A 16732-nucleotide genomic window follows, 5' to 3' on the forward strand; every position below is an offset into this window, starting at 1 on the left:
AAATCTCAGTGTAAAAAACCCGAAATTAAGTGGACGGATGCCGGCGTCTCCGTGTTTGGTCGAGCTCCTCATGATGAGGGGCAGCATGTTCTCCGGTGCTGTGTTGAGTGCATGACCAGATGACTCGCACGTACAACTTTTCAAACTAGTAGACGAGGAGGAAGCCGTGGCAATCACTGCCTCGAGGGCCAAAGCGGATCTGACTTCCCTCATTGAGCGGGTCAATTCCGACCGCACAGCCATTGAAATAGTGTCCAAGAAGGGAAACGCAGTTCTGATTTCCTTCGCTGAGTATGAAGCTTTGGAGGAGACTGCCTATCTACTGCGAACCCCGGCAAACGCGGCACGCTCGCTCCAAAGGGTTGCGCAGCATCGAGCGGGCGCAGCGGCTGGACGGATGATGGTCGAATAGACAACTCGTCATCATCGCGGCCCGCCACCACTACTAGCGCCCCAAAACAAAAGAGGAGGGCTACCGGATCGATATCCGGTAGCCCTCCTCGTGCGTTTTGCCTCAGTTGTTACGCTTCGGCGTCCTGGTAGATGCCCGCCATCCAGGACTCGACGTCGTCGGCTTTGCGGGGGAGCGCGGCGCTGAGGTTGACCGGACCGTCTGCCGTCATCAGGATGTCGTCCTCGATCCGGACGCCGATTCCACGGTATTCCTCCGGAATGGCGAGGTCCTCGTTCTTGAAGTAGAGCCCGGGCTCGATGGTGAACACCATGCCCTCGGTGAGCACGCCGTCGAGGTAGAGATCGCGCTTGGCCTGCGCGCAGTCGTGGACGTCCAGGCCGAGGTGGTGGCTGGTACCGTGCGGCATCCAGCGGCGGTGCTGTTGGCCTTCGTTGCTGATGGCTTCCTCGACGGAGACCGGCAGCAGGCCCCACTCGGCAAGGCGTTCTGCGAGGACCGTGGTGGCGGCCGTGTGGATGTCGCGGAACTTCACGCCCGGCTGGGCTGCGGCGAATCCGGCGTCGGCTGCGTCAAGAACGGCTTCATAGACTTTGCGCTGGACGTCCGAGAACTTCCCGTTGGCCGGAATGGTGCGGGTGACGTCGGCCGTGTAGAGCGAGTCCGCCTCCACGCCGGCATCCAGCAGCACGAGTTCCCCGGCGTTGACCTTGCCCGTGTTCCGGGTCCAGTGCAGCACCGTGGCGTTGTTTCCGGCGGCGGCGATGGTGTCGTAGCCGAGCTCGTTCCCTTCCTCGCGGGCACGCGCGAAGAAAGCGCCTTCGATGACGCGTTCGCCGCGGTGGTGGGTCATGGCGCGGGGGAGGGCGCGGACGACGTCGGCGAAACCCTCCACGGTCGCGTCCACGGCGATTTTCATCTGCTCGATTTCCCAGGAGTCCTTGAGCAAGCGCAACTCGGAGAGCGCCTCGCTGAGCAGTTCGTCCAGGGCATCGAGCTCGCCGAGGTCCAGGTTCTCCGGATCCTTGGCCGTGTTGTAGCGCGCGGTGTCCACGAGGGCATCGATGTTCTCGTCGACTTTGCGGACCAGGCGGATGGCGATGCCGCCGATTTCGGGGGCACCCACGTTCTTGGTGATGGCCATCTCGAGTTCGTCGAGATGCGCCGTCCTGAGTCCGAGGCGAGCTTCGAATTCGGCGAGCGTCGGGCGTGCGCCGATCCAGAACTCACCGGAACGCGAGTCGGCGTAGAACTGTTCCGTGTCCCGGCCGGCCAGCGGACGGAAGTAAAGCGTCGCGAGGTGGTTGCCGCCGTCGTCGCCGGTTCCTTCCTCGACAGGTTCCAGGACCAGCACGGCGTCCGGCTCGTGGTCCAGGCCCAGGCCCGTGAGGTGGGCAAAGCCGGAGTGGGGGCGGAAGCGGTAGTCGGTATCGTTGGAGCGGACCTTGAGCGGGCCGGCAGGTACGACGAGGCGCAGGCCCGCGAACTTGCCGGAGATCGCCCGACGACGCGTGGCGGCGTGGTCTGCGACGGCGTCACGCGCAGGGGTCACCTGCGGCGCGGGCGCCCAATTGCTGGCCATGAACGCCTTGAAGGCATCGGATGTGGGCCGCTGGGAGCGGTTGTTGACGCGCTCCTCCAGGGGCTGGGAGGCTGTGGTTTCACCGTTTTGGGTGTTATCTGCATCGTTCACCGTCCAATCGTCCCATCAAGGCCGATACTAGGCCAGCGGCGCAACGGTCCAAGCCGTCCGTAATCAAATACGCTTGGAAAGTGAAGATCGACCTGCATGCGCACTCCAATGTTTCCGACGGGACCGAGGCTCCCGCGGGAGTGATCGCTTCCGCGTCTGCTGCGGGTCTGGATGTGGTGGCCCTGACCGACCACGACTCGACTGACGGATGGGACCAGGCCTCCGTCGCGGCCCTCGAATTCGGGGTGGCTTTCGTGCCGGGGATGGAGGTCTCGTGCCGTACGCGGGAAGGGATCAGCGTCCATCTGCTGAGCTACCTCCACGATCCCGCACACCCCGGCTTGCTCGAGGAAATCACCAAGGCGAAAGACGCGAGGCTCACCCGCGCCAAGCGGATGGTAACGCTTCTGGCGGAAGACTACCCCTTGAGCTGGGACGATGTCATCCACCATGTGGCTCCTGGTGCGACTGTGGGCCGGCCGCACATCGCGGACGCCCTCGTGGCGGCCGGTGCCGTGGCGAGCCGCTCCGAGGCGTTCACCGCTATTCTGACGTCGCACTCGCGCTACTTCGTGCAGCACTACGCACCGGACCCGGCGCTCGCCGTCGAGCTCGTCCGGTCGGCGGGCGGAGTTCCCGTCTTCGCGCATCCGGTGGCCTCGGCCCGTGGCCGGGTGGTCGGGGAGCGGACTTACCGCGAAATGATCGACGCCGGCCTCCTGGGGCTGGAAGTGGAACACCGCGACAATCCCGAGGAAGGCCGCGTATTCCTGCGGCGCCTGGCTGCCGAACACGGCTTGTTCATGACCGGTTCGTCCGACTACCACGGAACCGGCAAACCCAATCTGCTCGGGGAGAACCTGACGTCCCCCGACGTCCTGGCCCGCATCGAGGAACTCGGCACGGGAAGTTCAGTGGTCCGCTAGACGGGGTAGAAGGTGGCCTTGCCGTCCAGGCGTTTCCGCATCACGTCGATAGCCGGGGCATTCTGGTCCACGCACACGAACCTGCGCTCGAGCTTCGACGCGACCGAGCCGAGCGTGCCTGAGCCGGCGAAGAAATCGAGGCACCAGTCTCCTGGCCGGCTGGACGCGGTGACGATCCTCCGGACGAGGCCCTCCGGCTTTTGCGTCGGGTAGCCGGTCTTTTCCTTGCCGGTCGGGGAAACGATGGTGTGCCACCAGACGTCCGTAGGAAGCTTCCCCAGTTCGCGCTTGGCCGGCGTCACGAGGCCCGGCGCCATGTACGGCTCACGGTCGACCTCGGCGTTGTCGAAATGGTACTTGGCGGGGTTCTTGACGTACACGAGGATGTTGTCGTGCTTGGTGGGCCAGCGGTTCTTGGCGCGTGCACCGTAGTCGTAGGCCCAGATGATCTCGTTCAGGAAACACTCCCGGCCGAAGATCGAGTCCAGCATGACCTTGGCGTAGTGCACCTCGCGGTAGTCCAGATGCAGGTACAGGGTGCCGTCCTCGGCGAGCAGACGCCAGGCCTCCACGAGCCGGGGTTCCAGGAAGGACCAGTAGTCGCTGAAGGCGTCGTCGTAGCGGTGAAGGGCGCCCTTGATGGTGTCATAGGAGCGGCCCTTGAAACCTACGCGGTCGCCGTCGCCGTCGGCGTTGCGGACCATGCGGGTTTCCTGGCGGCTCTGGACCCGGCCCGTGTTGAACGGCGGGTCCACGTAAATCAGTGTGAAGGCGCCGTCCGGCAACGTCGGGAGGAAAACCGCGTTGTCCGCGTGAACCACCAAGTTGCTGCCGTCCGGCGCCCAAACAGTGTCAATCATTGAGGCCGTTAAGCCTCGGTGCTCTCGCCGGATGCACCGGAAGCGGAGACCACTTCGCCGTTGCGGCGGCGGGTGCGGGAGCGGCGTGCGCGGGCAGGCTTGTCAGCGCCTTCGCCGGACTGCGGCTCGGCAGACTGGGCCGTTGCCTCAGCGGGGGCTGCTTCGCCTTCGGACGTACGACGGCGGCGGGTGCGGTTGCGGCCGCCCTCACCGTCTCCTTCGCGGGCCGGAGCGTCGCCGGACTTGGGACCGCGGCGTGCACCTTCACGGCCACCATCACGCCCGCCGTCGCGGCCGGAGCGTCCACGCCCGGAATCGCCGCCGGAACGGGAGTTCTTCTTGCCGGTCTCGCCCAGGTCTTCCAGGACTTCGGCGTCGACCCCGGCGAGGGTGCGCTTGTCGCGGGGCAGGCGGCCCTTGGTGCCCGCGGGGATGTCCAGTTCCTCGAAAAGGTGCGGCGACGAAGAGTAGGTTTCCACGGGCTCCGGGTAGCTCAGTCCCAGCGCCTTGTTGATCAGGCCCCAGCGAGGCATGTCGTCCCAATCGACGAACGTCACGGCCGTGCCCTTGTTGCCTGCGCGGCCGGTGCGGCCAACGCGGTGCAAGTAGATTTTTTCGTCTTCGACGCACTGGTAGTTGATCACGTGCGTGACGTCATCGACGTCGATGCCGCGGGCGGCGACGTCGGTGGCTACGAGGACGTCCACTTTGTTGTTGCGGAAGGCGCGGAGTGCCTGCTCGCGGGCGCCCTGGCCCAAGTCACCGTGAATGGCGGCGGCCGCGAAGCCGCGGTCCACGAGTTCCTCGGCAACCTTGGCCGCGGTGCGCTTGGTCTTGGTGAAGATGATGGTCCGGCCGCGGCCGCGGGCCTGCAGGATGCGGGCGACGACCTCGACCTTGTCCATGCTGTGGGCACGGTAGATGAGCTGCCGGATGTCGCGCTTCGTCAGGCCTTCGTCGTCCGGGTCGGCGGCACGGATGTGCGTGGGCTGCGTCATGTAGCGGCGGGCCATGGCGATGACCGGGCCAGGCATGGTGGCCGAGAAGAGGAGGGTCTGGCGGACCGCGGGTGTGCCGGCAATGAGGGTCTCGACGTCGGGAAGGAAGCCGAGGTCGAGCATCTCGTCTGCTTCGTCGAGAATCACCATGCGAACGTTCTTCAGGTTCAGGTGCTTCTGCTTGTACAGGTCGATCAGGCGGCCGGGAGTGCCGACAACAACCTCCACGCCCTTTTGCAGGGCTTCGATCTGGGGCTCGTAAGCGCGGCCGCCATAGATGGTGGCGATGCGGGCGTTTCGTTTCCGGGATGCCGTCTGGAGGTCGTTTGCCACCTGGACGGCGAGTTCGCGGGTGGGAACAATCACGAGGGCCTGGGGCGCACCCGGGACTGCGAGCTTCTCGTGGCCGGCGTCGCCCGGTCCGACGACGCGCTGCAGCGCCGGAATGCCGAAGCCGAGGGTCTTTCCGGTACCGGTCTTGGCTTGGCCGATGATGTCGTGGCCGCCCAGGGCGACCGGGAGGGTCATGGCCTGGATGGGGAATGGGTGGGTGATTCCGGCGTCGGCGAGGGATTCGACGATGTCGGCGCGGACGTTGTAGTCGGCGAACGTCTTTTCCGCGATCTCGTGGGGTGTTTCGTCCGAGGAAATGGTTTCCTCGGGTTCGATCGTTTCGGTTCCGTCGGTCAGAACTTCATGGGTGTGCAATTCACTCACAGTGGAGTTTCCTTATTCATTTGGGCTGCGCTGCGTGCTCAACGGTTGTGGCAGGGCCGTTCCGGAGCACGGATGGGCGCAAGCAAATCCAGTGGAAGCCGATCGCGGGCTATCTAAATACTGGCACTGGGGACCAGCTGGTGTATCTCAAGATCGCGTAGGGGCGGGCTTGTTGATGTCAAAAAATGAACTGAATCAACGACCGGGCATCCATTACTACTTACACAGTCTAGCGTCTGGGGACAATAAACCCCGGATCACGGTCCCGGCCCCGCGGACGAAGTGCGCTACGGGAGCAGCTCGAAGGTGATTTGGCGGGTGGCAATGTCCGCGTCGAGCAGTTTCACGCGGACCTTCGTTCCGGACTCCATTTCGCCGTCGCAACGAGCGGTGACCGCGGGCTCGGCGATCTGCACGACGCCGTAGGGGCCGTGCTGGGCTCCGTTCCCGTTGCCGTTCTCGTTGTTGCCGTTGTGGCTGTTCCCGTTGCCGTTCCCGTTGTTTTTGGCGGGCTTCGATCCGGAAATCACCACGGCGTCGAATTCCTGTCCGATGTGGTTGACCAGGAGCGCTGCCTCCACCGTGTCCAAGGCCAAGTGCTCCATCTTCGCGGCCAGCTGGTCGGATGACGCCATGATCTCGGGCAGGCTCGGCAAAGCATCCCGGGCCCATGCTGGTATCTCGGTTCCATTGCTGAGCGCTTCGCAGATGACCAGGACAAACCGATCGACCAGCCGGCGCAACGGCGCGGTGGTGTGGGCATACGGTGCGCCGATGGCGGACTGCATCACGCTGTCCGGGACCTCGCCGTCGAAAGGCGTGTAGCCGGCACCACGGAAAAGCAGCCCCGCCGAATGGAGGATGGCCAGTTGCCGGGGGTCCTTGGCGTCGAGGCTCCGCAGGTACTCGCCATAGCTGGTCCCCTCGGTCCAGGGTTTGCCAAGTGCCCCGGTTTGCCGTTTGAAATGGAGCAACGAACGCTCGTCGGGGGCGGGCATGGTCCGCAGGATTCCTACTTTGCCGTCGAGCATCAGCTGGGCGGCTGCCATCCCGGTCATGAGCGAAATCTGGGCGTTCCAGTCCTCCACCGGCAGCGAGGGCGCTGCGACGATCCTGTACCCCTCGCCGTCGGGCAGCTGCACGATTTCCTGCTCAGGCATGTTCAGGCTGGCTCCGCCGCGGCGGCGTTCGAGTTCCACCCGTTTGAGCCCGACCTCCTTGAGGAGCTGGAGGACGGGATCGGCCGCGCCGGAATCGATCTCCGCCTGCACGCCCTTGTAGTTGAGCTTGGCGCGGCTGCGTACGCTTGCCCGACGCACGGAGACGGTACGGAACTCCGCTTCGGCGTCGAGTTCGAAGTCCCACACGAACGCGCCGCACGTCTGCCCGGCCAACAGGCTTCCGGCGTGTTCGCTGATGATCTCGGGGTGCAGCGGTATGCGGCCGTCCGGGGCATAGAACGTTTGACCGCGGTGGCGGGTTTCGGCGTCGAGCGCGCCTCCCGGGGGCACGAAGGAGGGCACATCGGAGATGGCGTAGAGGACCCTGTAACCATCGCCGGAGCGGTCTATGAAGAGCGCCTGGTCGAGATCCGTGGAAGAGGCCGGGTCGATCGTGATGAACGGAACGTCGGTGAGGTCCTGCACCGGCAGGGTGTGTCCGGAAACCGCCGCTTCGGCGTCGCGCAGCGCTTCAGCGGGATAGCCTGCAGGCAGCTCGAGTTCAGTCCGAAGCGCAGCCAGTGCTTCCGCAAGCTGGTTCGACGTTTCACTGACATTCGGGGCTATCCGCTGATGTGACACGAAAGTCAGGGTAACTCCAAAATCTTTCGGCGTCTCGCTAGGCCGCCGCGGCGTCGAGGGCGGCCAGGAGTGCCTGGGCTGCCGCCGTCGGATCCTCTGCCTCGGTGATGGCGCGGACCACCACGATGCGGCTTGCCCCGGCCTCCACCACCTCTTCGACGTTGCCCAGATCGATGCCCCCGATCGCGAACCAGGGGAGCACCACGCCGCCGACTGTCTCGGCGTCTGCCTGCTTCACCGCGTTGGCGGCATACTTCACCAAATCGAGCCCGACGGCGGAGCGTCCCGGCTTGGTGGGAGTGGCCCACACTGGCCCGACGCAGAAGTAGTCCAGTCCGCTGCGGCCGGGAGACGCGGCGATGGCTGCGTCAATCTGTTCCGGAGTGTGCGTGGAGAGGCCGATGATGGCGGGGTCGTGGAGCAGCTTCCGGGCCGAGCGCAGCGGGATGTCCTTTTGGCCGATATGGAACACCGGTGCGCCGGAGAGGGAAGCTATGTCCGCGCGGTCGTTGACTGCCCAGAGACGGCCGTGACGGTGCGCGACGGCCTGCAGGATCTCCAGGAGTTCCAGTTCCTCGGCGGCTTCGATGGTCTTGTCACGCAGCTGGATGATGTCCACGCCGCCCTCGAACGCGGCATCGACGAATTGCTCAAAATCACCCTGTTGCTTGCGGGCGTCGGTGCAGAGGTACAGGCGGGCGGTGGTGTGGACATCGTGCTGGGTCATGGAAACAGAGTAGTTCCTCTAAACTGGGCTGGTACCGCGGGAGCCGCGGCGGCGGTCACAATCGCCGCGCGGCTGAGAGGGCTTCAGCGCCGACCGCTTGACCTGATCCGGCTAGTACCGGCGTAGGGAAGGACTCCATGGAAAAAGCAAACACCCGGAACGGGCCCCTGCACGCGGATGTGGCGGTGATCGGGGGCGGCGTCATCGGCCTGGGCATCGCGTGGGAAGCCCGCAGCTCCGGCCGCTCGGTTGCCCTGATCGATCCCGCACCGGCGAGCGGTGCCACCTTTGCGGCGGCCGGCATGTTGGCGCCCGTCAGTGAACTCCACTACCAGGAAGAGGACCTCCTGGAGCTCATGCTCGAATCCTCGGCGCTGTGGCCGGACTTCGAACGCAATGTGACCGCCTCCAGTGCCGGACGCGGCACGGGTTACCGCACGACGCCGACCCTCGCCGTCGGTGCGGACGCCGCGGACCGCCGGGCGCTCGCCGACCTTCGTGACGTCCAGCTCGCCCATGGCCTGGTGGTGGAATCCGTCCCGTTGCGCGAGGCGCGGGAGCGCGAGCCGCTCTTGAGCCCGCAGATTTCCTGTGCTTTCGATATCCCGGGCGATCACCAAGTGGATCCGCGCCGGCTCTCGGCCGCGATTCTCGGTGCCTTGGCAGACCACCAGCCCGGCGATTCGAGCTGGATCGCGGGGGCCGGGGACGGGTTTGCGGTCCACGACACAGCGGCGGGCCTCCTATGGGAGGAAGGGCGCGTCGTCGGGGCGGTGCTCGGTTCGGGCGCCAAAATCCTCGCAGCCGAAACAGTGGTGGCCAACGGACTGGATGCTGCCCGCTTGAACGGCCTGCCGGATGGATTGTCGCTGCCACTGCGTCCCGTGTACGGCGACATACTGAGGCTGCGCGTCCCGGAGCACCTGCAACCCCTTGTCACCGCCACCGTCCGTGGGATGGTGCGCGGAGTGCCCGTGTATATCGTTCCCCGCGGCGACGGGACCGTGGTGATCGGCGCAACGCAACGCGAAGACGGTTTGTCGGCGTCCGGGGGAGGATCCAACCCGGTGTCAGCCGGCGGCGTGTACCAATTGCTCCGCGACGCCCAGGTACTGGTTCCGGCTGTTGCCGAACTGGAACTCCTCGAGGCGACCGCCCGTGCCCGCCCCGGCACACCGGACAACGCACCGCTGCTGGGCCGCGTCGAAGGTCGCGAAGGAACCGTGCCGGGCCTCATCGTGGCCAGCGGCTTTTTCCGGCACGGCGTGCTCCTCACCCCGGCAGCGGCGAAAATCTGCGTCGGACTCATGGATGGCAACGCCGATCCGCGGTGGAACAAATTCCGCCCGGACCGCTTCTCCCGCCCGCTCTCAGCAGCGAGGGCATCCACAGGCGGCCCCTCGGCCGACACCCCAAATCCCCTTCCGAAGGACCACGCATGAACATCAAATTGAACGGCACAGACCACACGCTGGGCGACGGCGCGTCCGTGACCACACTCGTCAGCCACATCACCGGACGGCTTGTGGACCCCAGCGGCCAGGCGGCCGACGGACGCAAGATCGGAGTCGCCGTCGCACGCAATTCCGAAGTGGTGCCGCGCAGCCAATGGGCTGCCACCGCGCTCGCAGAGGGCGACGAACTCGAAATCGTTACCGCAGTACAGGGAGGCTGAACCATGACCGCATCAAGCACGCAAGCAGCAAGCACCCGGACAGACGCCCTGGTGATCGACGGGGTTGAGTTCGGCTCGCGCCTCATCATGGGGACCGGCGGAGCCCCGAGCCTGGACGGCCTGGGCGCGGCCTTGCTGGCCTCCGGCACGGAACTCACCACCGTTGCCATGCGGAGGTACTCACCGACGGAAACAGGTTCGCTGTTCCAGTTGCTCGTGGACCACGGTATCCGGGTCCTGCCCAACACGGCCGGTTGTTTTACCGCCAAGGATGCTGTCATGACAGCTGAACTTGCCCGGGAGGCCTTGGAAACGGATTGGGTCAAGCTCGAGGTCATCGCCGACGAGCAGACGCTGCTGCCCGACGCCGTGGAATTGGTGGATGCAACGGAGAAACTCGTGGACCGCGGCTTCAAGGTCTTCGCCTACACCAACGACGACCCCGTGCTGGCGCTCCGACTGGAAAACCTCGGAGCAACAGCGGTGATGCCCTTGGGCGCGCCTATCGGCACCGGCTTGGGCATCCTGAATCCCCACAACATCGAGTTGATTGTGTCCCGCGCTTCGGTGCCGGTAGTGCTCGACGCCGGCATCGGCACTGCGTCCGACGCCGCCCTGGCGATGGAGCTCGGTTGCGACGCCGTGCTGCTCGCCACGGCGGTGACCCGTGCGCAGAACCCGGTGCAGATGGGCGAGGCCTTCAAACACGCGGTCATCGCCGGTAGGCTGGCGAAGCAGGCGGGCCGGATCCCGCGCCGGGAACATGCGCTGGCGTCCTCGGCCATGGAGGGCCGGGCAGAGTTCCTCTAGCGGGTTTCTGCCGGCCATTGGCGGATTCCTGTGAATCCAGTGTCAGCGAAGGAGCTCCCATGGCCGGCAAGGATGACATCCTCACCAAGTCCGCGATCGACGATGCCTTGGCGGAATTGCCGGACTGGCGGTACCGCCTGGGCGGCCTCGTCACGGTCTATAAATGCCCGACGTCGGCTGCCGCACTCAAGCTGATTGCCGCCGTCGGGCGCATCGCCGAGCAGCAGAACCACCACCCGGACCTTGACTGGCGGTACAACCGGGTGTCCATCCGCTACACCTCCCACGACGCCGGGAGCGAGGTGACGCAACGCGACGTCCGGGCAGCTCAGAGCGTCAGCGGAGCAGCCAAGGAAGCCGGGGCGGTTGCCAAACCTGAAGCTCTACCCTGAGCCACATTTGTCCGCGACACGCAAACAGAACGGCGACGCCCGGATACGGGAGTCGCCGTTCTCTTTGAGTGTCGCCGGCCCGTTTGGGCAGCGCCGGTTAGAGTCGCAGCGCCGCGGTCAGCTGGGCGGTGTCGTGCCGGGCCCGGTGGTGGCCCAGGAAGTACGAGGCCGCCGCTGCCGCCACGGTACCCAGAATGATGGGCAGGACCCAGGGGATCCACGTCACGCCAGGCTGGTAGCCAAAGCCAAGTTGGATGAAGATCATCCAACTCAGCATGGCGACGGCCACCGAAACGCCGGCGGGCAGGGTGATTCCGTACGTGCCACGGCGTTTGTCAGTTCCCCAGACAACGAAGCCCGAGGCGATGGTGGCTAGCGCCACGATGACAAGTGAGAGCATGCGGACTCCTGGCTCGCTGGTGTTCTGGTGTTCTTGTGTAAAAGCTTAGAGCGCGCCGAAGCCGACCCGGCGTACTTCCTCGGCGCCGATTTCCACGTATCCGAGGACGTTGCCGGGAACGATGACCTGGCGGCCTTTTTCGTCGGTCAGGCGCAGGTCCGTTCCATTGGCAATGGCGTCGCCCACGATCTTGGCAACAGCCTCGGCATCCAGAGCGGACTCCAGCACGATCTCACGGCCAACGTTCTGAATGCCGATCTTTACTTCCACAGCAGGGCCTCCCAGCCAATCAAGAATTTACTCAGTCCTCTATTTGTAGCCTAGGACTCTTTGGGGAAGCGACTGATTCCGCGCCAAGCTAAACGGTAGATCAAATCGCTGGCGACATCGAGGTCCAAATCGCCGTCGGTCTCGAGCCAATACCGGGCACTGACCTGCGCCATTCCAGCCAGGCCCCGGCCGAGCAGCTGGGCTTCCAGCGGGGGCAGCTTGGTGTCTTCGGCGATAACCTTGGCGACGGCGTCGGCGAAGGTGCGGTTGAACGTCTCCAAACGGGAACTGACGTCCGGGTCATTGATGAGATCGGATTCGAAGACGAGCCTGTGCGCTTGGTCATCGCCCGCGATGAAACGGTAGTAAGCGCGCATGACGGCCTGGACGCGTTCCTTGTTGTCCGACGTCGAATTCAGCGCCGTGAGCATCTGGTCCGTGAGCATGGCCAGGTGGCTGTCGAGGAGTGCCATGTAGAGCTCCCGCTTGGACGGGAAGTGTTGGTACAGCACCGGTTTGCTGACATGGGCGGTATCGGCGATTTCGTCCATCGCAGCACCATGGAACCCGTTGGCAACGAAGACTTCCAAGGCGGCGTTCAAGAGCTGGGCCCGGCGCTCATCGCGTGGCAACCTGGCCGAACGTGGCGAACCGGTCCGATCCTGCCTGACCTGTGCCTCCTGTTTGATACGTGCACTCTCAGCCACTTGTCTGCCGCCTTTCCTTTGCAGTTATGACCACAATACTGCGCAGTAATATGACCGGGCGGCAGCGGCAGGCATACTTTGGAGTATGGCCACTATTTTTGCTGCCCAAACGTTGCCGCCCTCTCCTTCTTCAACACTGCCGCCCCTCGTGGAACCGGCGGCGGAACTGACCACCGAAGAGGTGGAACGGTATTCGCGCCACCTCATTATTCCCGAAATCGGTGCGGCCGGTCAGCGTCGGCTCAAGAATGCGAAAGTCCTCGTGATCGGGGCCGGTGGACTGGGCTCCCCGGCGCTGCTGTACCTCGCCGCAGCCGGAGTGGGGACGCTCGGAATCGTGGACGACGACGAGGTCGACCTCAGCAACCTGCAACGCCAGATCATCCACGGCGTAGGCGATGTGGGACGGCCGAAGATCGAATCGGCGCGGGACGCCATCAAGGAACTCAATCCCCTCGTCAACGTGCAACTGCACAACGTCCGCCTGGACTCTTCCAATGCCTTGGAGATTTTCTCCGGCTACGATCTCATCCTGGACGGCGCGGACAATTTCGCCACCCGGTACCTGGTCAACGATGCCGCGGCGATTCTCGGCAAACCGTACGTCTGGGGATCGATTTTCCGCTTCGACGGCCAGGTCAGCGTGTTCTGGGAGAAGCACGGGCCCAGCTACCGCGATCTCTACCCCGAGGCCCCTCCTGCCGGCTCGGTCCCATCCTGCGGCGAGGGCGGTGTGTTCGGCATGCTGTGCGCTGCTGTCGGCTCGCTCATGGTGACTGAGGCAGTCAAGCTGATCACCGGCGTCGGGCGCTCCATGCTGGGACGGGTGGCGCTCTTTGACGCCCTTGGCGGCAGCTGGCGCGAAATCAAGGTTTCGAAAGACCCGGAGGCCGAACCGATCACCGAATTGACCGACTACGAAGCCTTCTGCGGCATCACCCCGGCGCCCGCCGGCGATTCGGTTCCGACGGTCACGGCCACCGAACTTTCCGGGATGCTCGAGGCACGTGCGGCGGGGGAACGCGACTTCGAACTGGTGGATGTCCGCGAGATCGGTGAACACGAGATCGTGAGCATCGACGGTTCGGTGCTCATCCCGCAGGGACGCATCCTGGCGGGGGAGGCCTGGACGGAACTGCCGCAGGACAAAGAGATCGTGTTCCACTGCAAGGGCGGCACTCGTTCCGCGGCGGTGCTCGCGGCGGCGCAGCGCGCCGGCTACACCCGCGTCAGCCACCTCGACGGCGGGATCCTCGCTTGGGTGCACGACGTCGAGCCCGGCAAACCCGTTTACTGAACCGACAAGCGCTGGTGAACATGAAAGGTCCCGATATGAGCGAGGAATCCATGACCACACCGCAACACCCCATCGGATCGGGTTTCGGCCACGGCTCCACGGCATCGGACGTTGTGGCGGGAGTGGACCTCCGCGGCAAGACCGCAATTGTGACGGGCGGCTATTCCGGGCTCGGCCTGGAAACGGTGCGGGCCTTGTCCTCCGCCGGGGCCGCGGTCACCGTTCCCGCCCGCCGTCCGGAACACGCGAAGGAAGTCCTCGCCGCCGCCGGCCTGTCACAAGTGAACGTAGAGCCTTTGGACCTTGCCGATCAGCAGGCTGTGAAGGATTTCGGGGCACGCTTCCTCTCATCGAACGAAACCCTGGACATCCTGGTCAACAACGCGGCCATCATGGCCAGCCCGGAGCAACGCGTGGGTCCGGGCTGGGAATCCCAGTTCGCGACCAACCACTTGGGCCACTTCACGCTTCTCAACACTTTGTGGCCCGCACTGACGGCTGCCCCTTCGGCCCGGGTAGTGTCCTTGTCCTCCACAGGGCACAAACTCTCGCCCATCCGTTTCGAGGACATCAACTTCGAGAACGGCTACGACAAGTGGAAGGCCTACGGCCAGGCCAAGACTGCCAACGCGCTGTTCGCCGTGGAGCTTGACCGCCTGGGCCGCTCCGCCGGGGTTCGGGCCTTCGCGGTTCATCCCGGTGGCATCATGACCGAGCTCCAGCGCTACCTGCCCCGCGAAGAGATGGTCGCGGCGGGTTGGATGGACGATGCGGGCAACATCAGGGAGGGCTTCAAGACTCCGGAGCAGGGAGCCGCCACGTCCACTTGGGCAGCCACGTCGCCGGCACTGGCAGGCATGGGCGGGGTGTATTGCGAGGACTGCGACATCGCCAAGCCCACGGACCCTGCCTCGCCGCTCGCGCGGTACCAAGGAGTGGATGCACACGCAGTGGACCCGGAAGCCGCGACGAGGCTGTGGGCCGTGTCTGCGGAAATGACGGGAGTCAACGCGTTCGCCTAGGGGCCTGGGGTTTTGAACCAGCACCAGATTCGCGAATCAGCACCAAGGGACATGCTCATTCTTGGTGATTGCAGCTGGATATATTCCTGTTATGTCCAGTGCTGGTGATCAGCGGAGGGCATGCTCTGCGTGGGTGATCAGCATTTGGTGCAACCCGCGCAGCGCTTCGCGAACCAGCACCAAGGGACATGCTCATTCTTGGTGATTGCAGCTGGACATATTCCTGTTATGTCCAGTGCTGGTGATCAGGGGAGGGCATGCTCTGCGTGGGCGGCAACCCGGGCAGCGCTTCGCGAACCGGCACCGAGGGACATGCTCATTTTTGGTGATTGCAGCTGGATATATTCCTGTTATGTCCAGTGCTGGTGATCAGGGGAGGGCATGCTCTGCGGGGGTGATCGGGGGAGGGCATGCTCTGCGTGGATTGAAGCTGCACGGGGCTTTGCGAACCAGCACCAAGGGACATGCTCATTTTTGGTGATTGCAGCTGGACATATTCCTGTTATGTCCGGTCCTGGTGATCAGGGGAGGGCATGCTCTGCGTGGGCGATCAGGGGAGGGCATGCTCAGAGTGGCCTCGAGCAGGGCGCCCAGGGCGTGCGGGGTCGCGTGGGCTAGGCGCTTTCAGCCTGCTGGGATGCCTGTTGGTGGTCGACAGGGCACGAGGGCGCAGGTGACGCGGCAGGCTGTTCCACCTGGATGCCGTACAAGGCCTCGAGGGCTGCCACGTAATCGTCTTGCTGGCCGTTGGCGGCGAGTTCCCGTGCACGGACGGTGGGGATGTGGAGCAACTGCTTGACCATGCGGCGGAGGGCGAACTCCACCTCTTCGGCCGCGGCAGTGCAGCCATGCCGGGCCCGGACTTTCTCCATCTCCGCGTCCAGCACATTCATGGTGTGCCGGCGCAGGGCCACAATGGCCGAATCGACGGACCGGGCTTCACGTTCCTGCTCGAAGGCCTCGGCCGCCCCGGACACAATGGTGCTCGCTTGCGCCAGCGACTCTGCTTGTTCCTGGGGTGCCGCGAGCCGCACGGATTCGAGCGTCAGGAGCTCGACGCCGTCGAGCTCGCCCACTGCGGGGTCAAAGTCGTGGGTGAGCGCGAGGTCGATCGCGATGAGCGTCTGGGTGGACTGGGCGCGGACCTTGGCAAGCTCTGCGGCCTCCACACGGGTGTCCGATCCGCTGCAACCGATCATGACATCGGCGGCAGCGACGGCGGCAGGGAGGGTTTCGGCGTCGAGCGCGGTTCCGCCGCGGGTCGCCACGAAAGTGCCGGCCCGGCCGGAAGACGAGTACACGGAGACGTCGGTGCAGCCCCGGTCGCGCAGCAGCGACATGGTGGCTCCGGCGTAGGCCCCGGTCCCGAAGACAACAACCTTCTTGGAGCTCCAGTCGGCGTTCTCCGAGAGGTCGGTGGCAAGGTCCAGAGCAACTGAAACGATGGACAGGCCCCGCGAACCGAGGGCGGTCTGGGCCCCTACGTCCTTGGCCGTCTTGGAAGCGGCCTGGAACAAGCGGACCAGCCCGGAACTGGCTGTTCCTTCGTGCTGGGCAGTGATGAGGGCGCGGCGCACTTGGCCGGCGATTTCGCGTTCGCCGACGACGGCGGAGTCCAGCCCTGCGCTGACGGCGAAGAGGTGCCTGCTGACCTCGGGGCCGGTACGGGTGCTGAAGGCGCGCGAGACGAGTTGCTCATTGAGTCCGCTCAAGTCACTGATTTGGGTGACGAGCGCCGAACGGGCGGCTTCAAGGTTCTCGACGTGCTGGGTTTCGCCGTAGATTTCGTAGCGGTTGCAGGTGGCCAGGACCACGGCGCCGGAGACAAGTTGGGAATCGGCCAAAGCGGACGAGGCAACCTCGGATGAACCGTTGCTCAACTGAGCGACGGTCTCAAGATCGATGTCGGCGTGTGTAGCCACCAATGAGAAAAGAACCACAGCAAAGCAATCATAGCTTTTTCGGCGCCATGTAGAACAACGCGCGCCAGTGGTTCTCCGCACTGCCCGCAGTGATGCCCGTCA

Annotated in this window: 17 protein-coding genes and 1 riboswitch; of the genes, 8 read left to right on the forward strand and 9 right to left on the reverse strand. The window is 64.8% G+C overall.

What is annotated here, in order from left to right:
* Positions 1-166 precede the first annotated feature (166 nt).
* The gene (locus ACSBOX_RS06430; protein WP_442545301.1) at positions 167-412 is read left to right on the forward strand and encodes a type II toxin-antitoxin system Phd/YefM family antitoxin; all 246 of its coding nucleotides are present in this window, start codon (positions 167-169) and stop codon (positions 410-412) included.
* Between the two features lie 109 nt (positions 413-521).
* On the opposite strand, the gene ACSBOX_RS06435 is transcribed toward ACSBOX_RS06430, so the two are convergent.
* Entirely contained in the window at positions 522-2105 is a 1584-nt protein-coding gene (locus ACSBOX_RS06435; protein WP_442545302.1) for an aminopeptidase P family protein, read from the reverse strand.
* A gap of 80 nt (positions 2106-2185) precedes the next feature.
* Here ACSBOX_RS06435 and ACSBOX_RS06440 point away from each other — a divergent pair, with 80 nt between their 5' ends.
* Positions 2186-3031 carry a PHP domain-containing protein gene (locus tag ACSBOX_RS06440; RefSeq protein WP_442545303.1) on the forward strand — a complete coding sequence of 282 codons (846 nt, stop codon included), beginning with the start codon at positions 2186-2188 and terminating at the stop codon, positions 3029-3031.
* Here the strand turns inward: ACSBOX_RS06440 and ACSBOX_RS06445 are convergent.
* From ACSBOX_RS06445 to thiE, 4 genes are all read right to left on the reverse strand, one after another.
* The gene (locus tag ACSBOX_RS06445) at positions 3028-3891 is read right to left on the reverse strand and encodes a DNA-methyltransferase (protein WP_442545304.1); all 864 of its coding nucleotides are present in this window, start codon (positions 3889-3891) and stop codon (positions 3028-3030) included. The genes ACSBOX_RS06440 and ACSBOX_RS06445 overlap by 4 nt on opposite strands.
* A gap of 8 nt (positions 3892-3899) precedes the next feature.
* On the reverse strand, positions 3900-5606 hold the full coding sequence (locus ACSBOX_RS06450; protein WP_442545305.1) for a DEAD/DEAH box helicase: 1707 nt from the start codon (positions 5604-5606) through the stop codon (positions 3900-3902).
* 287 nt (positions 5607-5893) lie between these two features.
* Entirely contained in the window at positions 5894-7408 is a 1515-nt protein-coding gene (locus ACSBOX_RS06455) for an RNB domain-containing ribonuclease (RefSeq protein WP_442545306.1), read from the reverse strand.
* 37 nt (positions 7409-7445) lie between these two features.
* Positions 7446-8135 carry a thiamine phosphate synthase gene (gene thiE / locus ACSBOX_RS06460; RefSeq protein WP_442545307.1) on the reverse strand — a complete coding sequence of 230 codons (690 nt, stop codon included), beginning with the start codon at positions 8133-8135 and terminating at the stop codon, positions 7446-7448.
* A gap of 26 nt (positions 8136-8161) precedes the next feature.
* Positions 8162-8281: riboswitch (TPP riboswitch) on the forward strand.
* Here thiE and thiO point away from each other — a divergent pair.
* The 4 genes from thiO (at position 8273) to ACSBOX_RS06480 (ending at position 11012) form a co-directional block, all read left to right on the forward strand.
* A complete protein-coding gene (gene thiO, locus ACSBOX_RS06465; RefSeq protein WP_442545308.1) occupies positions 8273-9577 on the forward strand; it encodes a glycine oxidase ThiO in 1305 nt (434 codons plus the stop codon). It overlaps the preceding riboswitch by 9 nt.
* Positions 9574-9810, forward strand: coding sequence for a sulfur carrier protein ThiS (gene thiS, locus ACSBOX_RS06470; RefSeq protein WP_442545309.1), 237 nt, complete (start codon positions 9574-9576; stop codon positions 9808-9810). The genes thiO and thiS overlap by 4 nt, the downstream gene beginning before the upstream one ends.
* A gap of 3 nt (positions 9811-9813) precedes the next feature.
* Positions 9814-10620, forward strand: a complete 807-nt coding sequence (locus ACSBOX_RS06475; protein WP_442545310.1) for a thiazole synthase — start codon at positions 9814-9816, stop codon at positions 10618-10620.
* Between the two features lie 59 nt (positions 10621-10679).
* Positions 10680-11012 carry a 4a-hydroxytetrahydrobiopterin dehydratase gene (locus ACSBOX_RS06480; RefSeq protein ID WP_442545311.1) on the forward strand — a complete coding sequence of 111 codons (333 nt, stop codon included), beginning with the start codon at positions 10680-10682 and terminating at the stop codon, positions 11010-11012.
* 97 nt (positions 11013-11109) lie between these two features.
* Here the strand turns inward: ACSBOX_RS06480 and ACSBOX_RS06485 are convergent, their stop codons facing one another.
* From ACSBOX_RS06485 to ACSBOX_RS06495, 3 genes are read right to left on the reverse strand one after another with little or no spacing between them, the layout of a single operon-like run.
* Positions 11110-11412, reverse strand: a complete 303-nt coding sequence (locus ACSBOX_RS06485; protein WP_442545312.1) for a hypothetical protein — start codon at positions 11410-11412, stop codon at positions 11110-11112.
* 45 nt (positions 11413-11457) lie between these two features.
* Positions 11458-11682: a DUF3107 domain-containing protein gene (locus tag ACSBOX_RS06490; RefSeq protein WP_268021085.1), complete on the reverse strand. Its 225-nt coding sequence runs from the start codon at positions 11680-11682 to the stop codon at positions 11458-11460.
* A gap of 50 nt (positions 11683-11732) precedes the next feature.
* Positions 11733-12389 (reverse strand): TetR/AcrR family transcriptional regulator, encoded by a 657-nt coding sequence (locus ACSBOX_RS06495; protein ID WP_442545313.1) that lies wholly within the window; start codon positions 12387-12389, stop codon positions 11733-11735.
* A gap of 85 nt (positions 12390-12474) precedes the next feature.
* Between ACSBOX_RS06495 and moeB the strand changes: the two genes are divergently transcribed.
* Positions 12475-13686 carry a molybdopterin-synthase adenylyltransferase MoeB gene (gene moeB / locus ACSBOX_RS06500; protein ID WP_442545314.1) on the forward strand — a complete coding sequence of 404 codons (1212 nt, stop codon included), beginning with the start codon at positions 12475-12477 and terminating at the stop codon, positions 13684-13686.
* A 35-nt stretch (positions 13687-13721) separates the two neighbouring features.
* Entirely contained in the window at positions 13722-14708 is a 987-nt protein-coding gene (locus tag ACSBOX_RS06505; protein WP_442545315.1) for an SDR family NAD(P)-dependent oxidoreductase, read from the forward strand.
* A gap of 614 nt (positions 14709-15322) precedes the next feature.
* On the opposite strand, the gene ACSBOX_RS06510 is transcribed toward ACSBOX_RS06505, so the two are convergent.
* On the reverse strand, positions 15323-16648 hold the full coding sequence (locus ACSBOX_RS06510) for a glutamyl-tRNA reductase (RefSeq protein WP_442545316.1): 1326 nt from the start codon (positions 16646-16648) through the stop codon (positions 15323-15325).
* Positions 16649-16732: the final 84 nt, after the last annotated feature.

It is taken from the genome of Arthrobacter sp. KN11-1C (genome assembly GCF_052180225.1).
Lineage (GTDB): Bacteria > Actinomycetota > Actinomycetes > Actinomycetales > Micrococcaceae > Arthrobacter.

Coding starts and splice junctions, on each gene's coding strand:
- ACSBOX_RS06445 (WP_442545304.1), bottom strand. CDS start 3,891: ATGATTGACACTGTTTGGGCGCCGGACGGCAGCAACTTGGTGGTTCAC.
- thiE (WP_442545307.1), bottom strand. CDS start 8,135: ATGACCCAGCACGATGTCCACACCACCGCCCGCCTGTACCTCTGCACC.
- thiO (WP_442545308.1), top strand. CDS start 8,273: ATGGAAAAAGCAAACACCCGGAACGGGCCCCTGCACGCGGATGTGGCG.
- thiS (WP_442545309.1), top strand. CDS start 9,574: ATGAACATCAAATTGAACGGCACAGACCACACGCTGGGCGACGGCGCG.
- ACSBOX_RS06475 (WP_442545310.1), top strand. CDS start 9,814: ATGACCGCATCAAGCACGCAAGCAGCAAGCACCCGGACAGACGCCCTG.
- ACSBOX_RS06480 (WP_442545311.1), top strand. CDS start 10,680: ATGGCCGGCAAGGATGACATCCTCACCAAGTCCGCGATCGACGATGCC.
- ACSBOX_RS06485 (WP_442545312.1), bottom strand. CDS start 11,412: ATGCTCTCACTTGTCATCGTGGCGCTAGCCACCATCGCCTCGGGCTTC.
- moeB (WP_442545314.1), top strand. CDS start 12,475: ATGGCCACTATTTTTGCTGCCCAAACGTTGCCGCCCTCTCCTTCTTCA.
- ACSBOX_RS06505 (WP_442545315.1), top strand. CDS start 13,722: ATGAGCGAGGAATCCATGACCACACCGCAACACCCCATCGGATCGGGT.